Below are 22,203 nucleotides of genomic sequence, written 5' to 3'. Positions count from 1 at the left end.
GGGTGATGGGAATCGAACCCACGTAGTCAGCTTGGAAGGCTGAAGTTCTACCATTGAACTACACCCGCATTGAATGGTGCCCAGGGCCGGAGTCGAACCGGCACGGATTTTAAGGTCCGCAGGATTTTAAGTCCTGTGCGTCTACCAATTTCGCCACCTGGGCTTATTCAGTTAAATGGTGACCCGCAGGCGACTCGAACGCCTGACCCTCTGATTAAAAGTCAGATGCTCTACCACTTGGCTATACCCCATTCATTAGATAGATGGTGGAGAGGAGTGGATTCGAACCACCGAACCAAAAGGAACTGAGTTACAGTCAGCCGCGTTTAGCCACTTCGCTACCTCTCCATCATGGTGCCGGCTAAAGGACTTGAACCCTCAACCTACTGATTACAAGTCAGTTGCTCTACCAATTGAGCTAAGCCGGCATTTTATTTATTTTAAACACTATTTTTTAATGGTGGAGGCTAACGGGCTCGAACCGCTGACCCTCTGCTTGTAAGGCAGATGCTCTCCCAACTGAGCTAAGCCTCCTCGACTAGTGCCCACTTATAATAACATCCTTATCCCTTTACGTCAACTCTTTTTTACACTTTTTTTGTGTTTTTTTATACCTTTTTTATTTTATGTTGATTTTATCAATGTTTTTTATTTCTATTTTTTACACTTTTTTTATTATTATTGATTGCCTTTTATTATTTGGTATAATGAATACGTAAAAAGTATATATGGAGGTAATAAAATGAAAGTACTTGTTGCCGGAGGTGCTGGCTATATTGGTAGTCACATCTGTGTTGAGTTATTACAAGCTAATCATGAAGTAATCGTAATTGATGACTTTTCTAACTCTAAACCAGAAGTTTTAGGATATATTAAGGATATAACTGGAAAAGACGTTAAATTTTATGAATTTAATATTTTAGATGAAAAGAAAACTGAACAAGTTTTTATTGAAAATGAAATTGATGCTGTTATTCACTGTGCTGCTTTTAAAGCTGTTGGTGAATCTGTAGAAAAACCTATTGAATATTATACAAATAATTTAACTACTACATTAATTGTGGCTAAGATGATGAAAAAATACCATGTCAATAATATCGTCTTTTCATCAAGTGCTACAGTTTATGGAGATCCTGAAGTGGTTCCTCTTACTGAAGATTGTAAATTAGGAGAAACAACTAATCCATATGGTGCTAGTAAAGCCATGATGGAAAGAATCTTAACAGATGTACAACATGCATGTCCTGATATGTCAGTTACATTATTACGTTATTTCAATCCTATTGGAGCTCATGAATCAGGATTATTAGGTGAAGATCCTAAAGGTATTCCAAATAACTTAATGCCTTATATTATGAAAGTAGCTGCTGGAGAACTTCCTTGTTTAGGTGTCTTTGGTGATGATTATGATACACCTGATGGTACAGGTGTACGTGATTATATTCATGTTGTAGATTTAGCTAAAGGACATGTTCTTGCCATTGAAAAATATAATAAACCAGGATTACATATTTGTAACTTAGGTACTGGTAGAGGATATAGTGTATTAGAACTTGTTCATGCTTTTGAAAGAGTTAATGGTGTAAAAGTAAAATATGAAATTAAACCTCGTCGTGCTGGTGATATTGCTACATGTTATGCAGATCCTACAAGAGCTAAAGAAGAACTTGGTTGGGTTGCTACTAGAGGCATTGATGAAATGTGTAGAGATACATGGAACTTTGCTAAAACAAGAATGAAATAGCCTCTGGCTATTTTTTTTATTGTTTATACAGGTGAAATTTGGTATTATAGAAAAGTATAAAAGGAGGAACTTCTATGGATTTTTTTAAAAAAATCGGGAAAGAAGTGAGCGTCTTTGGGCTTGTATTTGTAGTTTTTATTGCATTATTTGCTTATCGACAAGTTACACATGTTGAACTTTCAACAATTTCCCAAGATAAATTAGAAGAAAAAATCAAAGATAAAGATAGTTTTGTAGTCGTTGTAGGTAGTGATAAGGATAATACGACATTAAACTACAAAAATGTTTGCTTAAAATATTTAGAAAAAAATCATAGTGATAAAATTTATTATGTAAATTTAGCTAAAGAAAATAATGCAACAACATACATTCAAAAAACTTTTAAAACAGATGACGGAACAATTCCTTCAACATTCGTTATGAAAAACGGAAAAGTAAAAGTTCAAAAATCTGGTTCTTTATCATATTATAGAATTGCTGAATTATTTAAATAAAAAGCGAACTCATATTTGAGTTCGTTTTTTATAACAATTCTTTTACTTGTCCATCTTGAACATAGACCCTTGGTACACGTTTAGAAATCAAACATAAAACTTCATAAGAAATCGTATCTAGATCTTTCGCCATACTTTCAAGAGAAATATGTTCACCAAAAATTTCCACTTGATCTCCTATTTTTACATTTTCATCTACTCTAACCATCATTTGATCCATACATACACGTCCTACAATTTCATAATACTTACCATTGATATATACTTTACGCCCCTGATTTTTTCTAATAAAACCATCTGCATAACCAATTGGTAATGTTGCAATATATTCATCTTCTTTAGCCGTATATGTTAAACCATATCCCACTTGATCTCCTGCTGGTATTTTTTTGATCATTGCTACTTTTGTATAAAGCGACATTACTTGTTTGAATTTTGTTTCTTCTTCACCATTTGGTGAACATCCATACATGGTAATTCCTAATCTTCCCATATTTGATTTTTCATCATGATGATAAGTCATCGCTGCTGAATTACAACAATGGATATATTTGAATTTACAATTACCTATCATTTCATAAAATAAACTTCTTTGTTTTTCGTAGGCTTCATCATCTCCATCAGCTGTCGCAAAGTGTGTAAAGATTCCTTCTACATTAAATTTATCAGGATCAACTAGTTTTAATAAAGTTGATAATTCTTCTTTAGACATTAAACCAATACGATGCATTCCTGTATCTAACTTAATATGCACTTTTAATGTTTGCCCTTTATCAATTAAATGATCCAATAATTTTAAATAAGCAACTGAAACCATTGTTAAAGAAATATCATATTTAATAGCTAAATCAATATCTTCTTTACTTGTTGGAATAGCTCCTAAAATCAATATTCCTTTATTAATTCCTAATTCTCTTAACTCAATTGCTTCTTGAAGTGTTGCAACAGCAAACATTTCAATATAATCAATATCCTTTAAAAAACTAGCAACTTCTTTATACCCATGACCATAAGCATCCGCTTTAATCACAGCCATCAACGGTCTTTTAAATTCACTATGTGCTAATTCAACATTATATTTTAAATGGTCTAAATCTACAATTGCATACGTGTCACGTTTTAAATTCATAAAGACACCTCCAAACAATAGTATAATCCAACCCATTTCATAATTCAATTTGAAATCTCTTTATTTTGTCGATGAAGTTTGCATACTTGTCATGACTGAAAGCATTTCTTCTTTCGTTAAATCTTGTGAATATAAAGAACACATCATTCCATGATACATCATCGATAATTTTCCAGGTTGATAATATGCAAACCCATCTATTAAATCGATCACTTCATCATTAGAAAACTGCATTACTTGTTGAGCATTTACTTGTGTTTCTACCATTGTAAAGCTTTTATCACCACTAAATTTTAAAATATGATTTTTATCCCCTTCTATTGAAGACACTGTTTCGCTTTCTAATTTAGCTCCTAATAGAGAAACTGGATATAAAACATCATTATTTGCGGATGTTTTGACATCCTTTTTTGATTCTTTCAATGCTTGATTTTGATTAAAATGTTTCTCTGTAAAATTTTTATTTTTATGAAATTCATTTACTTTACAAGTAACAATTTCTGCCTCATCTTGATCTAGACATAAAACAATCAATGGTTTTAATTTTTTATCAAAAATAACTTCTTGTTTAACAATTCTTGTATCATTAGGATATTTCACCTTTGCTTCTACTTGATATCCTTTTTCAATCTTTTTAACTTTATTATTTTCTAATAATTGGATTAAATAATGATAAATATATGGTTTAGGACTATTTTCAGGCCAATCACTTTGAAATTTAAACATTTGATTAAGTGTTGGTGTTAAAACATAGACTCCTTTTTTATTTTTTATAATAATTTGTGATTGATTTAAACTTTTATCATAAAGTTCTACTCGATAATATTTTTGTTTATCTTTTTTTAAATAATCTACTTTTACTTCATAACTTTTAAGTTCATCATTTTGTGTCATTTCCATATCACATATAAGTTGATAAGAACTCATACTTTTAGCTTCTTTTAACGTTTCATCCAATGAATTATTTTTAAATTTAAAAAAAACAACAATACCTATTGCACAAATGACTAAACCTATAATGACAATATATAATTTTTTCAAATCTATCCCTCCATTATAAAAATATTCTTTATTTATTTTTATATGTATAAAATACAAATTTATAGGATAGACTCTATTTAAGGAGGTTAAGAAAATGAATGCATTACAAAAAACAGCACTTGTTTTTACTGTGATCGGTGCTATTAATTGGGGTCTTATTGGTTTATTTAATTTTAATTTGGTAGATAGTTTATTTGGTCAAAATAGTTTTTTATCAATGCTCATTTATATTGTTGTAGGAATAGCTGGACTCATTAATATTATGCTTTTCTTTACGGACTTAAATATAAAAGAGTAGCTAAGCTACTCTATTTCAAATGTGGACATATGTCCATCTTTAGTATCAATTTTAATACGATTTTTTACCATTTTTAACATTGGAATATCATGTAAAGAATCCGAATAGGCATAAGATAAGTCATAATCTATTTCTAGATTATGATTTTTTATCACTTCTTGGATTCTTTTTACCTTTTCTTCATTTTTACAATTTTTTCCAATCATTTGACTTGTATATTTACCATCTTTAATGACTGTTTTAGTTCCTAAAATTTCATCTACTGGTAACTTACAAAAACGAAGATAAGCTTCTACAGAGGCACTACATATATAAATCGTATACCCTTCTGCCTTTTTCTTTTTTAATTCTTCAATGACATTTAAATAATAACAAGGTTCTAATACTTCTTGATAAAACTTTTCAATCTCTTGATCAGACATCTTATCTAATGGATATAACCATGCTGATTTTGCTTTATTAAGTGGTTCTATCTTTAATAGATATAAAGCATAATGATAAACCACTTTAAATAATTTAAAAACAGATAGTGGATGTTTTTTTAAATAATACTTTAAAAGTTTTCCACCAGAATCTCCATGAATCAAAGTATCATCAAAATCAAAAAATGCAAATTTAGTTAACACCTATGCAATCTCCAAAGCAACTTCCATCATTGCTGTGAAAGTTTTTTCTCTTTCTTCTGCAGTTGTTTCTTCATTTGAAACTAATGAATCTGAAACAGTTAATAAAGTTAATGCTTTTTTACCAGCGTAAGCTGCATTTGCGAATAAAGCATAAGATTCCATTTCAGTAGCTAAACATCCCATTTTAATCCATTTATCTGCTTTATTATCTGCATGATAGAATAAATCAGAAGATAGAACATTTCCTACATGATAACTTAAATTCTTTTCTTTCGCTTTTTCTACAGCTTTTTCTAATAAACTATAATCCGAAATAGCTGAATATGTTCCTGGTAATTCATATTGATGTGCATAATTTGAATCTGTACAAGCACCTTGTACAATAATAATATCTCTTAAACGAACATCTTCTTTAAATGATCCACAAGATCCAATACGAATAATATTTTCTACATCATAAAAATGAAATAATTCATAACTATAAATACCAATACTTGGCATTCCCATACCTGAACCCATAATAGAAACTTCTTTTCCTTTATACGTTCCTGTATAGCCAAACATGCTTCTTGTCGCATTAAATTGTTTAACATTTTCTAAATACGTTTCTGCTAAATATTTTGCACGTAAAGGATCTCCTGGCATTAAGACAGTTTTTGCGATATCTCCTTTATTTGCTTGATTATGTGGTGTTGACATAAACACTTCCTCCTTTATTTTCTCTTTAAAGTTTAACATATTCTGTTTTAATTGATAATATATTTTAAGATTTTTGTACCTTACCATCTTTTAAATAATAAGTTTCTATTTCAGCAGCTTCATTAAGCTTTTCACCCTTAATAGCATTTACTAAATGTTCAACATACTCATCTGCATTACCTGCTCCTAAAATACCTATATACCCTTCTAAAAAAACCATTGGTCCATAACCGTAATCATCTTCATCAAAATCAATGATTTGATCAATATGATTTTGATAACTTTCTTTCATTTCATCAAACGTTTGTTCATCATCCATATCATAGGCTTTGATTTTCATATGTTTACCAAATTCTTTTTTAATTGCTGGTAGAACATTCTTTTTAAAATGTTGACAATTGGAACAATCTTTTAAATAAAAGTACGTTAAATGATATGTCTCCTTCCATTCATTTTTTTGGTTTTGACAACCAACTAATGGTACTAATAATAAAATAATTAATAGAATCTTTTTTAATTTTCTCATTGTTTCACCCTACCCTTTCTTAAATAATAATATGTTTCATTCTTTGATGCTTTATTCAATTCTTTTCCTTGAATAGCATTTACAAGATGTTCAACATAATCCTCTTCGTTTCCTGCCCCTAATATTGCAAGATAACCTTCTAAAAAGACCATTGGTCCATAACCATAATCATCCTCATTAAAATCAATGATTTGATTGATATGTTCTTGATAGCTTGCTTTCATTTCATCAAAAGTCTTTTCATCATCCATATTATAGGCTTTGATTTTCATATGTTTACCAAATTCTTTTTTAATAACTGGAAGAACATTCTTTTTAAAATATTGACAATTCAAACAATCTTCTACATAAAAATAGGTTAAATAATACGTATCTTCATACGTGTTACTTTGACACCCAACCACTAATAAAAGTAAAAATAGAATTAATATTTTTTTCATCTTTTTCTCCTGTTTCAATGATTATACCGCATTTATTTTTCAATGAAAAGAAATGTGATGAGAGATAAATAATATTAATAATAATATATATTGAATAAAAATAATATATATAATATAATACAAGTAGAAAGGATGATAGCTATGGCATTTGTATGGTCAACAAATGAAATTTCAAAGAAAACAGTTACTATTTATAGTACAAATCTCACTTTAAACACAGCTGCTTGTAAACATTTTGAAAATGTTCAATATGTATTATTAGGAGTTGATAAAGAGAACAATTTATTAGGAATCAAGCCAGTTGATAAAACAGCAATAGATGAAGGAATTTATCCAAGTGATCAATTGCATCGTATTTCAATTGGTAAAAGTTATGGACGTGTTTCTAATAAAAATTTTATTGAAAACCTTGCTAGAGAATATCATTTAGATTTAAGTGATAAACAAGGTCTAAAGTATCCTGCAAATTTTGATGTTGTTCACCAAATATTAACAGTTAATCTATAAGGGAGGGATAGATCATGATGTTATGGATATGGCTAGGCGTTATCATTGTAACTGCTATTATTGAATTAGTTACAATCGATTTAGTAAGCATCTGGTTTACACTTGGTGGAATCGGTGCCTTGATTGCCTATGCTTTAGGTTTAAATCAAACCATTCAAATTATTATCTTTATCATTTTAAGTGTTATTTGTATTGGAATCAGCAGACCTCTTGCTAAGAAATACTTAAGAACACAAACAGTCAGTACAAACTATGATCGTGTTATTGGTCAACATGGACTTGTTTTAAAAAGAATTGATGCTGATACAAGAGGAGAAGTTAAGGTGCTTTCTATGGAATGGTCCGCTTCTAGTGTAGATAATTCTACTTTAGAAGAAGGAGATTATTGTGAAATTCTTGCTGTAGAAGGTGCTCATCTTGTGGTTAAAAAAATTAATAAATAAAGGAGAAAGAAAATGAGTATTATTGGTTTAATTTTAATTATCATTGTTTTAATTATTATTGTCAGTGTTATTGCATTTGCAATTCGTATTGTTCCTCAATCAAAAGCTTATGTTGTAGAAAGAATCGGTGCTTATAATCGTACTTGTAGTGTTGGACTTCATATTTTAGTTCCATTTTTAGATCGTGTTGCTAATAAGGTTTCTTTAAAGGAACAAGTTGTAGACTTTGCGCCTCAACCTGTTATTACTAAAGATAATGTTACAATGCAAATTGATACAGTTGTTTATTATCAAATTACAGATCCTCGTTTATTCACATATGGTGTCGATCGTCCTATTAATGCCATTGAAAACTTAACAGCAACAACTCTTCGTAATATTATTGGGGATTTGGAATTAGATGAAACTTTAACATCTCGTGATATTATTAACTCACGTATGAGAAGTATCCTTGATGAAGCAACTGATCCTTGGGGAATTAAAGTTCACCGTGTTGAAGTTAAAAATATCATTCCACCTCGTGATATTCAAGAAGCTATGGAAAAACAAATGCGTGCTGAACGTGAAAGACGTGAAGCTATTTTACAAGCTGAAGGTAAGAAAACAGCTGCTATCTTAAATGCTGAAGGAGATAAACAATCAACGATCTTAAGAGCTGAAGCTGAAAAAGAAGCAGCCATCGCTAAAGCTGAAGGTCAAGCTGAAGCTTTACGTTTAGTTTATGAAGCACAAGCAAAAGGTATTACTTATATCAACGATGCACATCCAGATCAAGCTTATGTCACTTTACAAGGTTTTAAAGCTTTAGAAAACTTATCTAAAGGTGATGCTACTAAGATTATTATTCCAAGTGAATTACAAGGAATTGCAGGATTAGCAACTACTTTAAAAGAAGTTGTAAGTGAAAAGAAAGATAAGGAATAGTTAAAAACAGTCTTCGGACTGTTTTTTCATATTCTTTTTTTTATGTCATATAGTGTATAGGGTGAATAATGATGTGTGGAATTTTATGTTTATATAATCAACAAAGAAATGTCTTAGATGATTGTGGAAAATTTAATAAAATGCTCCATTTATTAGACCATCGTGGTCCTGATGATATGCGAACTTATTTTGATCAACATGTTTTATTAGGTCATTGCCGTCTTTCAATTATTGATTTAAAAGGAGGTATGCAACCTTTAGAATATACTTATCAAGATATTACTTATCGCATTATTTTTAATGGTGAAATTTATAATATGAATGAATTAAAGAAACATCTTATTGATTTAGGTTTCCATTTTTATAGTCAAAGTGATAGTGAGGTTTTACTTGTCAGTTTTATTGCTTATAAAGAAAAATGTTTAAATATGTTAGATGGTATCTTTTCATTTGTTATATCTTATGAAAATAAAATCTTTGCTTGTCGTGATCATTTAGGTGTAAAGCCTCTCTTTTATTATTTAAAAGATGATGATTTAGTCATTTCAAGTGAAATTAAAGCTATTTTAATGTACATTGGAAAATGTGTTGTTGATAAAACAGGAATTAAAGAATTACTAGGTTTAGGTCCTAGTTTATCACCAGGAAGTACACTTTATAAAGATATTTATAGTTTAAGACCTGCTCATTATTTATGGTTTGACGGTGAGCATTTAATGATTGAAAGATATTGGTCTTTACAAAAAAAAGCACATCTAAAAAGTTATGAAGAAACTGTTCAAGATGTCCGCTTCCTTGTAAATAAAAGTATTCAAAGACAATTATTAAGTGATGTACCTATTTCTTGTATGTTATCTGGTGGTTTAGATTCGAGTATTATTACAGCTATAAGCAGTCAATACGTCAATCATATTTCAACCTATAGTATTGATTACTTAGACCAAGATAAATATTTTCAACCCTATGATTATCAACTTACAAAAGATAGTGATTATATTGATTTAATGGTCAATCGTTATCATAGTCATCACAATAATGTCGTTTTATCACAAAAGAATTTAATTATCTTTTTAAAACAAAGTCTAATGGCTAGAGACGCTCCAGGAATGGCTGATATTGATTCTAGTTTTCTATTATTTTGTAAAGAAATTAAAAGAAATCATAAAGTCGTTTTATCTGGTGAGTGTGCAGATGAAATTTTTGGAGGTTATCCTTGGTTTTATAAAAAAGAACTTTATAGTCTAGATTCATTTCCATGGATTAGAGATGTTGATCAAAGATTAGAACTTCTTAATGAAAATATAAAAAAATTGAACATTAAAGAATATGTTCAAAGTAAATATTATCAGTCACTTAATGAAATAGACTACCTCGATCAAAGCTTTTATGATACCAATAAAAGAAAGATGATTTATTTAAACATTGAATGGTTTATGCAAACACTCTTAACACGGAGTGATAGCCAATCTATGTATAACGCTGTAGAGCTTCGTGTACCCTTCGCTTCAAAAGAAATCGTTGAATATATGTACAATGTCCCTTGGACCTATATGTTTAAAGATCAACAAGAAAAAGCTGTTTTACGTGATGCTTTCAAAGACTTCCTTCCTCAAGGAATCTATAATCGTAAGAAAAATCCTTACCCTAAAACTCATTCTCCATTTTTCCTTACTTACATTAAAAATCTTCTCTTAGAAACACTTAACGATAAAAATAACATTCTTTATCAACTTTTTGATATAAAAAAACTTAAACACTTTATTGAAAACAGCGAAAGCATTGAAGTTCCTTGGTTTGGTCAACTCATGATGGGACCACAACTCCTTGCCTATTTTTATCAAATCTATATGTGGGGTAAAATATATCATATAGAATTAGAGCTTTAATAAAGCTCTAATTCTATTTCTTGACTATTTAAACGAATGTCTTGTAGATATTCGTTTTTTACTCTTATTTGTGTATTATTCACAGATACTTGAGGAATGTCTTTAACCCATTCTTGTAACATTTTAGCATAGTTAAGCTTTAAAAAACCATAACGTATGCTTCCTTGACTATCAATAATAATATCTTCATTAACATAAGGTCTTGCATCTATGTGTATTTTAGTTTCAATTCCTTTATAGACTAAAACCATTCTTATTTGAATATACTGATCTATTTTTATTTGGATATCTTTTAGCTTTCCTTTTTCTATAAAGAATCGTTTATAAATGATCCAAACAAGTTTTTCTAAAGTTTTTACATCAATTTTCATAATCTCACCACTTTATTATATGTATAAAAAATCAAGAAGCTTAGGCTTCTTGAATATTTTTATGAATAATATCTAACATTTGATTCAATTCTTGATAATCAATTTGTCCTGGAGCACTTGCTTTTCCTACAGTAGCAAAAGTAATTGCACTACCGAATTGTTCCCCTACCAAACGTGAAGTAAGTCCAATAGATGACATTGACATTGTCACAATTGGTTTTTGAGCATATTCATGTTTAGCTTGAACTGTGAATAAAAGTAGATTTAATAAATCTTGATAATCTTCTGGCATAACTGCTACCTTCATAATATCTGCTTCTAAAGAATCCATTGATCTAAATTTTTGCATCAATGAATCAACTTCTGGTGTTCTATCAAAGTTATGACTTGACATCAACATATATTTACCAGCATCATGAATAAGTGTTCTTAATTCAATTGCCATATTTGTTCCTAACGCTAATTCAACATCGTAAATATCAAATGCATTTGCTTCAACTGCTAATTTATAAACATTGAAATAATCTTTTGGATCAATTTCAACTTCTCCACCTTCTGCAGCTGTACGAATTGTTAGAATAACTGGTTTTTGTATTTGTAAGGCAGCAATGTTTAAAAATAAATTTCTTAATGCATCTTCTTGATGAATATTTTCATAAAAATCTATTCTTAATTCGATCATATCCACTTCTAATTCATTAAATTCTTTTAATTTATTTAGAATCGCTTCATCATGGCTTTCTACGATAGGAACACATACTTTAGGTTTTCCCTCTCCAATGATGACTCCTTTAATTTCAATACTCATATTTACACCTTCTTTGATTATTTAATAATTCAACAGCATAATAATATCATATTTTTTTATCAGAGTGTTAATTTTTTTATAATTTGCAAAAAAAGCATTAAAATTAATTAATGCTTTTGATTTTTTATAACTTTTTGTCTTGAAAATTCTTCACGTTCTTTTTCTTCAAGAGATTCACTAATAAATTTAATTGTTTCTTCAAAACGTGGAATTGAAATATTTTTTAAGGCATTCGCACGTTTTTGTGTTTTTCTAATGGTATTTGCTAGACGATAGACTGAGTTTTCAACTTCTGCTAAAACAACAGTCAATTCTTTAACACGATAGAAACATTCATAAGCATAGTCTACTTTTGAATTAGATCGATCCATGTTATAACTACATACCATTGGTTGTTTATGATAAGTAATTTTAGGAATTTCTACACCCATAACACTTCGATAAGCAATACTGATTCCATAATCAATAGGTGTTGCTGTAACTAAGTCACTAATCAACCCTAAAGAAATATTTGCTTCTTGTAAAGCATCGTAAGCATTTTGATAAGCTTCCGTAATTTCATCTCTGACCATTTTAACATCATCTAATAATGACATCATTTCTTTAATAAGAACGTTTCTTTTCTTATCTAATAGATCATATCCAAGAACAGCTAATTGTAATTGTTTCTTTGTAGAAATTAAATTTCCTTTTGTTGGAACAACTTTTAAAGCCATAATTAATCACCTGCTTCTTGTAATTCTTTGATGATTGATTTTTCTTTAATATGGAAACGTTTTACAGCACGATCATGATCATAATGTTCATCTAATAATTTGTTATCTAGACGATCAAGTGCTTCTCTTGGTAAAACAGAAACTAAATCCCATCCTAAATCTAATGTTTCTTCAATTGATCTATTGACATCGAAACCTTGATTTAAGAAATGTTGTTCAAATAGTTTACCAAATGATAAATATTGTTTATCTAATGGAGATAATTCATCTTCACCAATTACTGATGTTAATGATTTAACATCTTGTACGTGAGCGTAACATGCAAATAATTGGTTGGCAATGTCTTGGTGATCGCCACGTGTATATCCTTCACCGATACCATCTTTCATTAAACGTGAAAGTGATGGTAAAACATCAACTGGTGGATAAATACCGGCTGAATTTAATTCAGGTGATAGAGTAATTTGTCCCTCAGTGATATATCCAGTTAAGTCAGGAACTGGATGAGTAATATCATTGTTAGGCATTGTTAAAATAGGGATTTGTGTTACAGAACCTTCTGCCCCTTTAATAATACCAGCTCTTTCATATAAAGAAGCTAAGTCAGAATATAAGTAACCTGGATAACCTTTACGTCCAGGAATTTCTCCTTTACTTGAAGAGAATTCACGTAACGCTTCACAATAGGAAGTAATATCTGTATAGATAACTAATACGTGCATATTTTGTTTATAAGCTAAATATTCAGCAGCAGTTAATGCACAACGTGGAGTTAATGTACGTTCAATGATTGGATCATTTGATAAGTTTAAGAACATAACAACTCTTTCCATAACTCCTGCTTCTTTAAAGCTACGTTTAAAGTAGTTTGCAACGTCATTTGTAACACCCATTGCCGCAAAGACAATGGCGAAACCTTTTCCTGATTCATCAGCAACTTTTGCTTGTTTAACGATTTGTACAGCTAAACGGTCATGTGGTAAACCTGAACCAGAGAAGATTGGTAATTTTTGTCCACGAATTAATGTAGCAAGACAGTCAATTGATGAAATACCTGTATTGATGTAGTTACGTGGATAAACACGGCTTACTGGATTTAATGGTAAACCATTGATATCCATCATTTCTTCTGCATAAATTTCACCTAAACCATCAATTGGTCTACCAGCACCATTGAAGACACGTCCTAAAATTTCTTTAGAAACAGGTAATTCCATTGGTCTACCTAATAATTTAGTCTTTGTATTTTCTAGTGATAAATCATTTGTTCCTTCAAATACTTGGACAACGATTTTTTCACCTTCAATTTGTACAACACGTCCAGAACGTGTTGTCCCATTTTTTAATTGAATTTCAACCATTTCGTCGTAAGAGGCACCTTTTACGTGATCTAAAACGACTAATGATCCATTGATTTCATTTAATCCTACATATTGTAGTGCCATTTTTATTTCCTCCTACGCTACAGATTTTAATGCATTATCAATATCTTGATAATAAGTATCTAATTTTTCAATATGATCATTTGGAATATCATATTTCATTTTAATTAATTGTTCAAAAATACCAGTTTCACTAATTGCTCGAACAACTTTACCTTGAGCAACAGCTTCTTGACATTTTTTATTTAAATATAAGATAACATCCATCATCTTTAATTGTTTAGCAAGTGGTACGTATGTATCATCCTTATGGAAGGCATTTTGTTGTAAGTAACCAACACGAACCACTTTTGCGATTTCCATAACTAATTTTTGATCTTCAGGTAATACATCAGGTCCCATTAAGTTAACAATTTCATTTAATCTTGATTCTTCAGCAAGAATGAATGAAAGTTGTTGACGATCACTGACGAAATCAGAACCAACATTTTGGTCATACCATTTTTCAAGATCATAAACATAATCACTATAAGATTGTGTCCAGTTAATTGCGAAATAATGACGAGCATAAGCCAAGGCTTTATCTAAAGCCCAGAAACATCTTACGAAACGTTTTGTATTTTGTGTAACTGGTTCTGAGAAGTCTGCTCCTTGTGGTGATACGGCACCGATGATTGAAACAGAACCTTCTTGTCCATTTAAAGTTTTCATGTATCCAGCACGTTCATAGAATTGTGATAAACGTGATGGTAAGTAAGCTGGGAATCCTTCTTCAGCTGGCATTTCTTCTAGACGACCAGAAATTTCACGTAACGCTTCTGCCCAACGTGAAGTTGAATCGGCCATGATTGCACAGTGATATCCCATATCACGGTAATATTCAGCTAAAGTAATTCCTGTATAAATACTTGCTTCACGTGCGGCAACTGGCATGTTTGAAGTATTAGCAATTAAGACAGTTCTATCAGTTAATGGTTTACCACTCTTAGGGTCAATTAACTCACTAAATTCTTCAAGAACTTGGGTCATTTCGTTTCCACGTTCTCCACAACCAACATAAATGATAATGTCGGCATCACACCATTTAGCAATTTGGTGTTGTGTCATTGTTTTACCAGTACCGAATCCACCTGGAATAGCAGCAGTTCCACCTTTAGCGATTGGGAATAATGTATCGATAACACGTTGTCCTGTTACTAAAGGAATAGAAATTGGTAAACGTTCTAGAGTTGGACGTGCTTGTTTGATTGGCCATTTTTGACATAATGTACATTCATGAATTTGACCATGTTCATCTTCAATTTTCATTACGACATCATTGATTTTATATTGACCATTTTCTTTTACTTCAACAACTTTACCACTTAAAAGTGGTGAAAGCATACATCTGTGTTCAATTAAATCTGTTTCAGGACATGTTGCATAGATGTCTCCACCTTTTAAAACATCTCCTACTTTTACTTTCATTGTAACGTCCCATAATTTTTCAACATCAAGTGAATCAACATCGCTTCCGGCTTCAATAAAAGCACCTGATTGTTCAGCGATAGCTTTTAATGGACGTTCAATCCCATCAAAGATATTTCTTAAAATACCAGGACCTAATGTAACACAAATTGGTGATCCTGTAGAAATAACAGGTTCTCCTGGTTTTAAACCAGTTGTTGTTTCATATACTTGGATAGTTGTTAAATCTTTAGAAATTGAGATAACTTCACCCATTAATTTAGCATGACCAACATAAACCATTTCTAACATTGAAAAGTCTTTGGCATTTTTTACTTTAACAACGGGACCATTAATAGAATAAATTACATTTTCACTCATCTTTAATCCCCCTATTTAATCATCAATCCAGAAGTCTTATAGAACCAATCTTTTTGAGCTTCTAAATTTGAGTCTAATGATTCATCTACGACAACATTTGTTGTTTCATTTTCAATAATGAATCCACCTAATTGAATTTGTTGACCTTCTTCAACTTCAATTGGTAAAGCATATGCTTTCTTTAAATCATCAGCATATTTTAAATCTTCTTTTCTTACACATAAAACACAATCAGTCATTTGATATTCATCACTTACTGCTTTTACATGACTTGTAAGATATTCAAGATAATTAGAACTATTTACAAATTCAACAAGTTTATTTTTTACTTCTGTAAAAATTGTATTAACATATTCTTCTCTTTTTTCAACTAATTTTTTTAGTCTTTCTTCTAATTGAGCTGAAGCTTCAATACTTGCTTTAGAAGAAATTTCTGCTAATTCTTTATCTAATTGATGCTTAGCATCAATTTCAGCTTCACCTCTTAATTGGTTATAAGCTTCTTGTTCAATTGCTTTTGCTTCATCTAAAATTTCTTTTTCTTCAGCTGATGAAATTTTTTCAATTTCATCTTTGATATAAAGAAAGACTTGATCTTTTTTTTGCATAGCACTTTCTCCTATAACTTAACTCCAATTGCCTCTGAAACATATCTATCAATTGTTTCACCAATTTTAGAATTTCCATGTCTATCAGGAATTTCTACAAGCAATGGTTTTTGTTGTTTTAATTTTATTTCAGAAATAACATCAGGAGCTAATTCAATTAATTTCGTTGTAATTAAAATCACACCTATTGATCTATCTTTCATTTTTGTTTCCAAAACTTCAAGAAAATCTCTTCTTTTATGAACAACTTCTCCTTCAATACCAACAAGTCTTAAACCCATTTCAGTATCGACATTGTCACTAATTAAATAAAATTTCATACGAAATCACTCTCTAAATTAGATTTTGTTGATAATTAAGATAGAGATTAATAAACCATAGATTGCAACCCCTTCACCTAAGGCAACGAAGATTAATGATTTACCAAAGTTCTTTTCATTTTCAGAGAAAGCTCCGATAGCTGCTGGAGCTGCTGCTGCAACGGCAATACCTGCACCTAAAGCAGAGAATCCAGTTGATAAAGATGCTGCTAAGAATCCTAAACCTTGAGCAATTGTTCCAGTGATTGTAGCAACTTCACCTGCTGCAAATACACTTGAATTTGACATAGCAACTAATAAACATAAAACGACTGCACCAGCGAAACCACTGATATGAACACCTAATCTTCTTTTAGCGCTTTGAGCTGATACTTTTCCTGTAAATACTTTAATTAATGGTAATGTTAATAAAACTACTGCAACTAATGGTAATAAAATTTCTAATACTGTCATAATAAATTTCCTCCTTGAATTTAATCTTCCTTAATAGTTTTAAATGGAATTCCATTTCCTTCATAATAACGTGAAAACATTTCATAGAATTCAAGACGTAATACTTGAATACCAACGATCAATCCTTCAAGACACATTACGAAAACGTTTCCTAAAATCAAGACGATGATTTCACCAAATCCTCCTACCATTTCAGCAAGAGTATAAACAACAAGCATCATACCAGCATGTGATAAAACGAATCCCCCGACACGCAAGAATGACATTGTGTTTGTAATAAATGATAAGACTACTTCAAATAATTCGAAGAATCCTTCAACAAAGAATGCTCCAAAACCATTTGGGAACATTTCACCATGTTCTTCTAATTTTCTAATTAATGGTTCTTTTAAGAACATTAAGATAAGTGGTAATACAATTAAAATTAAAATATAGAAAATATTTACAAAATGTTGTCCTGTAAGCATTCCAAGTGCTGCACTAATAACAGCTACATAGAATGTAACACCACATAAACCATTTTGACTTAAAATCGCTTCACCCATATTTTTCTTTTTAAAGTTCAAAATAATATTGAATGTCATTGAAACAAGAATTAAGACAATACCAAGCCCAATGGCAGCCATTAGTAATGTCATTGTATTTTCTGGTGACATTGCATTAAAGAATGAGAAACCTTTGAAATATTCAGATAAGATTTCTTCATTTCCAAAGAATGAACCAAAGAATACACCGAAGATTGCACTGGAAATACCTAAACGAACTCCCACGCCACCTAATTTTAAATTAAATTTCTTTTCAGCAACAAGGCCTACTAAAGAAAGAATAATACCTTGTCCTAAGTCACCAAACATAATACCAAATAATAAAGTATATGAAATAGCAACTAATAATGTTGGATCTACATCATTGTAACGAGGTACACCATACATTTCGACGAACATTCTAAATGGTCTTGCAAACCATGAATTTTTAAGTCTTGTTGGTGGGTCTAAACGTACATCTGATGTAGCAGGTAAAACTTCAAGTTTAACACCATCGATACTTTCAAAAGTGTTTTTGAAATTATCTAAATCATTCTTAGGGACAAATCCATGAACATTTAATTTATCACCTAATTTAACAATATATTTTTGCATTGCATAAACTGAATTTAATTTTTTAGCAACACTATAAATACGTGTTAATTCTTCCATATTTTCTGAAATTGTTTTATCAATTCTATTTTGTAAATCTTGGCTATATTGTTTAGCTGAATCAGATTCATTTTGAATTTCTTTTTCAGCTAATTCACATGAACCATGAACGAATTCAGGAATATGGATTTTTTCAAAATAAAGTGATGTAAAAACATTATCCACTTCAGGAGCATCTGTAGGTGTCGTCATATACATACACCATACATATTTATCATCTCTTTGAAATGCTTTATAAACAAATGGTAATGTTTCATAATACTCTAACTTTCCTTCATTATTGAGAGGAAGTTTACCGAATCTTATTTTTAAATATTGTGTTCCAAATAATTGATCAAAGTCAATATTAGAACCTTCAACATGATTCAAAGTAATGATGGCTTCATCATTTTCTTCAATCATCTTTGTCAATTCTTTTTTAACAGCATCAATACGGTCAATATCTAAAAATAGATCATCTAAAAATTCTTTAGCTCTAAATACATTAAGTTGCGAATCTGTTTCAACTTCAGGAACTTCAAAATGATATTTTGTTTTCATTTCTTCAATTCTTGATAACAATTCTTCATAAAGATTGTCATTGTTGTAAGCTGAAAGACCAGCAACACTATCCGTAAACTTGCTTGCTAGCTCGGGATGAAAATCATCTCTTTGATAAAGCTCAAGTAACACATCATTACAATTGTCTTTATCAAAATCAAGGCTAACCAAGTTTAATTTCGCTATTGCCATGACAGTCCCCCTTTACTCTTTATTGATCTTTTTGTCACTTTTTTTACTAAACTACAAACAAGTAATACTACAATATTTATAGCAAAGAATAGTCCAATTTTCATTGCATAATTTGTACCTACAACAAAGATTGAATCATAAAGTGACATACTATAGAAGACTGTTCCACTTAATAGTCCTCCTATTGTAACAGCAACTCCTACACGTTGTAGTAACTTACCGATGTTACCTCTAGCAACAAGTGATAATAGGATACATAAAATACCAACACCTAAATCACCAAGTAAAACAAATGCTGAAATCATCATCACAACACCAGCTAAAATAGTTGGATCAAATTTTTCTCCTGGTTTAAATGTAAATAAACATTCAAACGGTTGGAAAAATGCATTGTTTTCAACATAAACAGGACCTTCAACTCCTTGATCTTGATACGTATCAATAGGAAGTTCATGAATTGTAAGTCCAGAAATATTCACAATTCCTTCTATTTCATCTTTACTCAATGAACTGAAAGCATAAATTGCTGCTTTAGTTTTTAAATCAACAACGTATTTTCCTTTTTTATATAATTCTTTTAAACGATAAGCTTTCCAAAAATCACCTAATAGTTGTTCTTCATTATCTTCTTTTACTTTTTCAATACGTTGATCAAGTTCTTGAAGATAAGCTTCCATTGTTTTATTTTCAGCTTTTAATTCAGCTACAGCTTCTTCCATTTTACCATGAGCAAATTGTGGAAGTTTTACTTCTTCAAAATTCATAGAGAAGAAAATATTATCAATTTCACCGATACTATGTTCAACGCCACCATAAACAACCCAAGCAAATTGATCACTATGTGATAATTCTTGATAAACAAATGGATAACTATCAAAATATTTAATCTTTTCTATTTGTGATAAAGGTAATTTACCAAATCTTAAAGCAACATATTTTAATTCATGAATATCATCAATAGAAATACGATCTCTATGCAAACATGAAATTAATTCAATCGCTTCTTGATTTTCATAATAATCTTTTTTAATTCCTCTTTTAATTTCATTAATATCATCTAACTTTTGATGAATTTCTGAAATATAATCTAAAATTTCACGAACATTTAAAAATGCACTTTGAACAGGTCGATCTACCCTTTCAATATGTAAGACATCCATCACATTATAAAGTTCGTCTAATACTTCGTTATATGGATTTCTATCTTCCATAGAAGTTGCATGATCTAAATTAGAAATCACTTTCTTCGCTTTAACTGGATAAATAGAATCTTGATGATTTTCAAGTTTCATCAAAACTTCCATATAATCATCTCTAGAGAAAACAATGTTATATAAATGTGTATTCTTAATCATTTTTTCCCCTCCTATGCATAGATCAATGTATTTTCAATTTTTGAAACAGGTTGATTATAACGAATACCTTCAACAATATGCTTCAAGTTATCTATTTCAATTCTTTGTAAAATACTATAAGTCATATAAACAAGTGGTGCACTGTTTGAAAAACGCATGTATCTTTTTGCGATATTATATTGAATACTATCTGCATAATATTCGATATAGGCAAATTCTTTATCATCCATATAGAAGTTATATTTAGAAGTTGATAATAAAGATAATACTTCTTTAGGACCGCTTGCACTAATTAAACGATTCATCATATCTTTTGGCAATCTTGAATATTGTAAAAAGAGTGAACTTCTGATTGAATCTTCTGATTCATGGAAATATTGTTTATAACGATAGATTTTTGAAATATTCTTTAATTCAATAGAAGTATAGAGAATATTTAATAAATCTTTTTGAACACTTCCTTTGAAGTGTTTTTTAATTGTTTCAACAATGTTTTCATAATAAAGTGATTGTAAGCACATATGAACTTCTTTAACATCAAATGGGACAGAGAAATCAATTTCTTTAAGAACTTTATAATATCTTGTTTTTGAAAGATATTGTAAAAGATCTTTGAATGATTCAATGTTTACTAATCCATCAATATTAAAACTTGTCTTTTTCGCTAAATAAGTAGGAATTGATAAATTAAAGCTATATTGTTCCTTTGCTTGTAAAGAAACAAGTTTATCCATAATTAAATTAATTTCTACTCCAATAATTTCAAATAGATAAAAATCTTCATCAGATTTAGGTGAATATTTCATCAACTTCGCACAACGATGATAATATTCTTGATTTAAACAATCTTCTATTTGACCACGATGAACATGTCTAATATTAATATCTTTTAAAGCATCTGCATAACTTGTTTGAGATTTTAAATAAGAAACAACTTCTCCAATTGTTTGTTTTCTTGTTAAATCAAGATAAACATTCTTATTTAAACGCCCACCATACATCGCTTTAGCTTTTGCACATAAGGCATTTGAAGATAAAGACATCTTTACACCTTCTATTTAGTACATCTCGTAAAGATTTCATCTACCCATTTATCTTTATTTTGAGTAAATAAATCTTCCATATTTTTCATTGATTTATGAAATTCATTTTCTTGTAATTGTGCTTCTTCTTTATTCTTATTCAATAGATCTTGTTTATGCTTTTCAACTTGATCTTGTTGACTATCAATATACTCACTATAAATTGTAGACTTTTGCGACATCATACTTGATTGAGCTTCCGCTTTTTTCTTTTTCGCAAGTTCTACTTTTTCTACGCATTGGCGATCGAATTCTATTAACTTTTGAATAATATCATCCATCTTATTTTCCCCCTTCTTCTTGTCGAGGATAATTGTACTCTCATTCTTTTAAAATTCAACAGATATAGCTTTCAAAAGCACTCTTTATGATAAATTTATGACGAATTTATAAGAATTTATCAAAAATCCTCTTTAAAGAATGTATGTAAAAATAAAAGCACCTCCCCTATTTTTGTGTTGTTCATGTCACTTCCTAGAGATGTGGCGCTTGCAATACATACCTTATTCTTTATTTCGCACGTTATTCTACTCCCACTTTTCAATATTTGTCAATAGACAAATTTTAACATTTGCATAAATCCGCCAAAACCTTAG

Annotated in this window: 25 protein-coding genes and 4 tRNA genes; 7 read left to right on the top strand and 22 right to left on the bottom strand. The window is 30.1% G+C overall.

Annotation, left to right across the window (positions count from 1 at the left end; genetic code table 11):
- Positions 1-74: 74 nt before the first annotated feature.
- From C7U54_RS12475 to C7U54_RS12460, 4 genes are all read right to left on the bottom strand, one after another.
- Positions 75-163, bottom strand: a tRNA-Leu gene (locus C7U54_RS12475).
- Between the two features lie 101 nt (positions 164-264).
- Positions 265-348: transfer RNA gene (locus C7U54_RS12470), tRNA-Tyr, on the bottom strand.
- A gap of 4 nt (positions 349-352) precedes the next feature.
- Positions 353-428: transfer RNA gene (locus C7U54_RS12465), tRNA-Thr, on the bottom strand.
- A 30-nt stretch (positions 429-458) separates the two neighbouring features.
- A tRNA-Val gene (locus tag C7U54_RS12460) sits at positions 459-534 on the bottom strand.
- 208 nt (positions 535-742) lie between these two features.
- Here C7U54_RS12460 and galE point away from each other — a divergent pair.
- Positions 743-1,744, top strand: coding sequence for a UDP-glucose 4-epimerase GalE (gene galE / locus C7U54_RS12455; protein ID WP_107030507.1), 1,002 nt, complete (start codon positions 743-745; stop codon positions 1,742-1,744).
- 74 nt (positions 1,745-1,818) lie between these two features.
- On the top strand, positions 1,819-2,238 hold the full coding sequence (locus C7U54_RS12450; protein ID WP_022002278.1) for a hypothetical protein: 420 nt from the start codon (positions 1,819-1,821) through the stop codon (positions 2,236-2,238).
- A 28-nt stretch (positions 2,239-2,266) separates the two neighbouring features.
- On the opposite strand, the gene alr is transcribed toward C7U54_RS12450, so the two are convergent.
- Together alr and C7U54_RS12440 are read right to left on the bottom strand one after the other, a co-directional pair.
- Entirely contained in the window at positions 2,267-3,367 is a 1,101-nt protein-coding gene (alr, locus tag C7U54_RS12445) for an alanine racemase (RefSeq protein WP_107030506.1), read from the bottom strand.
- A gap of 60 nt (positions 3,368-3,427) precedes the next feature.
- On the bottom strand, positions 3,428-4,408 hold the full coding sequence (locus tag C7U54_RS12440) for a LolA family protein (RefSeq protein WP_107030505.1): 981 nt from the start codon (positions 4,406-4,408) through the stop codon (positions 3,428-3,430).
- 94 nt (positions 4,409-4,502) lie between these two features.
- Between C7U54_RS12440 and C7U54_RS12435 the strand changes: the two genes are divergently transcribed.
- Positions 4,503-4,706, top strand: a complete 204-nt coding sequence (locus C7U54_RS12435) for a DUF378 domain-containing protein (protein ID WP_032089665.1) — start codon at positions 4,503-4,505, stop codon at positions 4,704-4,706.
- Between the two features lie 5 nt (positions 4,707-4,711).
- Here the strand turns inward: C7U54_RS12435 and C7U54_RS12430 are convergent, their stop codons facing one another.
- The 4 genes from C7U54_RS12430 to C7U54_RS12415 all read right to left on the bottom strand — a co-directional run bounded on the left by C7U54_RS12430 (position 4,712) and on the right by C7U54_RS12415 (position 6,997).
- Positions 4,712-5,332, bottom strand: a complete 621-nt coding sequence (locus tag C7U54_RS12430; protein ID WP_107030504.1) for an HAD family hydrolase — start codon at positions 5,330-5,332, stop codon at positions 4,712-4,714.
- Positions 5,333-6,031 carry a purine-nucleoside phosphorylase gene (deoD, locus tag C7U54_RS12425; protein ID WP_107030503.1) on the bottom strand — a complete coding sequence of 233 codons (699 nt, stop codon included), beginning with the start codon at positions 6,029-6,031 and terminating at the stop codon, positions 5,333-5,335.
- A gap of 64 nt (positions 6,032-6,095) precedes the next feature.
- Positions 6,096-6,557 (bottom strand): hypothetical protein, encoded by a 462-nt coding sequence (locus tag C7U54_RS12420; RefSeq protein WP_107030502.1) that lies wholly within the window; start codon positions 6,555-6,557, stop codon positions 6,096-6,098.
- Positions 6,554-6,997 (bottom strand): vacuolar protein sorting-associated protein 54, encoded by a 444-nt coding sequence (locus C7U54_RS12415; RefSeq protein ID WP_107030501.1) that lies wholly within the window; start codon positions 6,995-6,997, stop codon positions 6,554-6,556. The genes C7U54_RS12420 and C7U54_RS12415 overlap by 4 nt, the downstream gene beginning before the upstream one ends.
- A gap of 141 nt (positions 6,998-7,138) precedes the next feature.
- Between C7U54_RS12415 and C7U54_RS12410 the strand changes: the two genes are divergently transcribed.
- The 4 genes from C7U54_RS12410 (at position 7,139) to asnB (ending at position 10,757) form a co-directional block, all read left to right on the top strand.
- Positions 7,139-7,504 (top strand): hypothetical protein, encoded by a 366-nt coding sequence (locus C7U54_RS12410; RefSeq protein WP_022002286.1) that lies wholly within the window; start codon positions 7,139-7,141, stop codon positions 7,502-7,504.
- A gap of 14 nt (positions 7,505-7,518) precedes the next feature.
- Positions 7,519-7,947, top strand: coding sequence for an NfeD family protein (locus C7U54_RS12405; protein WP_022002287.1), 429 nt, complete (start codon positions 7,519-7,521; stop codon positions 7,945-7,947).
- 12 nt (positions 7,948-7,959) lie between these two features.
- Positions 7,960-8,871 carry an SPFH domain-containing protein gene (locus C7U54_RS12400; RefSeq protein WP_107030500.1) on the top strand — a complete coding sequence of 304 codons (912 nt, stop codon included), beginning with the start codon at positions 7,960-7,962 and terminating at the stop codon, positions 8,869-8,871.
- A gap of 68 nt (positions 8,872-8,939) precedes the next feature.
- Positions 8,940-10,757 (top strand): asparagine synthase (glutamine-hydrolyzing), encoded by a 1,818-nt coding sequence (gene asnB, locus C7U54_RS12395; protein WP_241522617.1) that lies wholly within the window; start codon positions 8,940-8,942, stop codon positions 10,755-10,757.
- Here the strand turns inward: asnB and C7U54_RS12390 are convergent.
- The 12 genes from C7U54_RS12390 to C7U54_RS12335 form a co-directional block, all read right to left on the bottom strand.
- The gene (locus tag C7U54_RS12390; RefSeq protein WP_032089659.1) at positions 10,754-11,128 is read right to left on the bottom strand and encodes a hypothetical protein; all 375 of its coding nucleotides are present in this window, start codon (positions 11,126-11,128) and stop codon (positions 10,754-10,756) included. The genes asnB and C7U54_RS12390 overlap by 4 nt on opposite strands.
- Before the next feature lie 40 nt (positions 11,129-11,168).
- Entirely contained in the window at positions 11,169-11,936 is a 768-nt protein-coding gene (gene aroD / locus C7U54_RS12385; RefSeq protein ID WP_107030498.1) for a type I 3-dehydroquinate dehydratase, read from the bottom strand.
- A gap of 107 nt (positions 11,937-12,043) precedes the next feature.
- A complete protein-coding gene (locus C7U54_RS12380) occupies positions 12,044-12,652 on the bottom strand; it encodes a V-type ATP synthase subunit D (protein WP_022002292.1) in 609 nt (202 codons plus the stop codon).
- A 2-nt stretch (positions 12,653-12,654) separates the two neighbouring features.
- The gene (locus tag C7U54_RS12375) at positions 12,655-14,097 is read right to left on the bottom strand and encodes a V-type ATP synthase subunit B (RefSeq protein WP_107030497.1); all 1,443 of its coding nucleotides are present in this window, start codon (positions 14,095-14,097) and stop codon (positions 12,655-12,657) included.
- Positions 14,098-14,109: 12 nt separating this feature from the next.
- On the bottom strand, positions 14,110-15,861 hold the full coding sequence (locus C7U54_RS12370) for a V-type ATP synthase subunit A (protein ID WP_107030496.1): 1,752 nt from the start codon (positions 15,859-15,861) through the stop codon (positions 14,110-14,112).
- A gap of 11 nt (positions 15,862-15,872) precedes the next feature.
- Complete coding sequence (locus C7U54_RS12365) at positions 15,873-16,469, bottom strand: V-type ATP synthase subunit E (RefSeq protein WP_107030495.1); 597 nt, start codon at positions 16,467-16,469, stop codon at positions 15,873-15,875.
- An 11-nt stretch (positions 16,470-16,480) separates the two neighbouring features.
- Complete coding sequence (locus C7U54_RS12360; RefSeq protein WP_022002296.1) at positions 16,481-16,789, bottom strand: V-type ATP synthase subunit F; 309 nt, start codon at positions 16,787-16,789, stop codon at positions 16,481-16,483.
- 18 nt (positions 16,790-16,807) lie between these two features.
- Positions 16,808-17,242, bottom strand: a complete 435-nt coding sequence (locus C7U54_RS12355) for an ATP synthase subunit C (RefSeq protein ID WP_022002297.1) — start codon at positions 17,240-17,242, stop codon at positions 16,808-16,810.
- Positions 17,243-17,262: 20 nt separating this feature from the next.
- A complete protein-coding gene (locus C7U54_RS12350) occupies positions 17,263-19,170 on the bottom strand; it encodes a V-type ATP synthase subunit I (protein WP_107030494.1) in 1,908 nt (635 codons plus the stop codon).
- Positions 19,161-20,525, bottom strand: a complete 1,365-nt coding sequence (locus C7U54_RS12345) for a V-type ATP synthase subunit I domain-containing protein (protein WP_107030493.1) — start codon at positions 20,523-20,525, stop codon at positions 19,161-19,163. Before C7U54_RS12345 ends, C7U54_RS12350 begins: the two co-directional genes overlap by 10 nt.
- A gap of 11 nt (positions 20,526-20,536) precedes the next feature.
- Positions 20,537-21,568 carry a V0D/AC39 family V-type ATPase subunit gene (locus C7U54_RS12340; RefSeq protein WP_048924892.1) on the bottom strand — a complete coding sequence of 344 codons (1,032 nt, stop codon included), beginning with the start codon at positions 21,566-21,568 and terminating at the stop codon, positions 20,537-20,539.
- Between the two features lie 11 nt (positions 21,569-21,579).
- Positions 21,580-21,888 carry a hypothetical protein gene (locus C7U54_RS12335; protein WP_022002301.1) on the bottom strand — a complete coding sequence of 103 codons (309 nt, stop codon included), beginning with the start codon at positions 21,886-21,888 and terminating at the stop codon, positions 21,580-21,582.
- Between the last annotated feature and the right edge of the window lie 315 nt (positions 21,889-22,203).

It is taken from the genome of Faecalibacillus intestinalis (assembly GCF_003024685.1).
Classification (GTDB): domain Bacteria; phylum Bacillota_I; class Bacilli_A; order Erysipelotrichales; family Coprobacillaceae; genus Faecalibacillus; species Faecalibacillus intestinalis.
The sequence above is the reverse complement of the archived record's forward strand: the minus strand, read 5'-3'. Positions and strand labels throughout refer to the sequence as shown.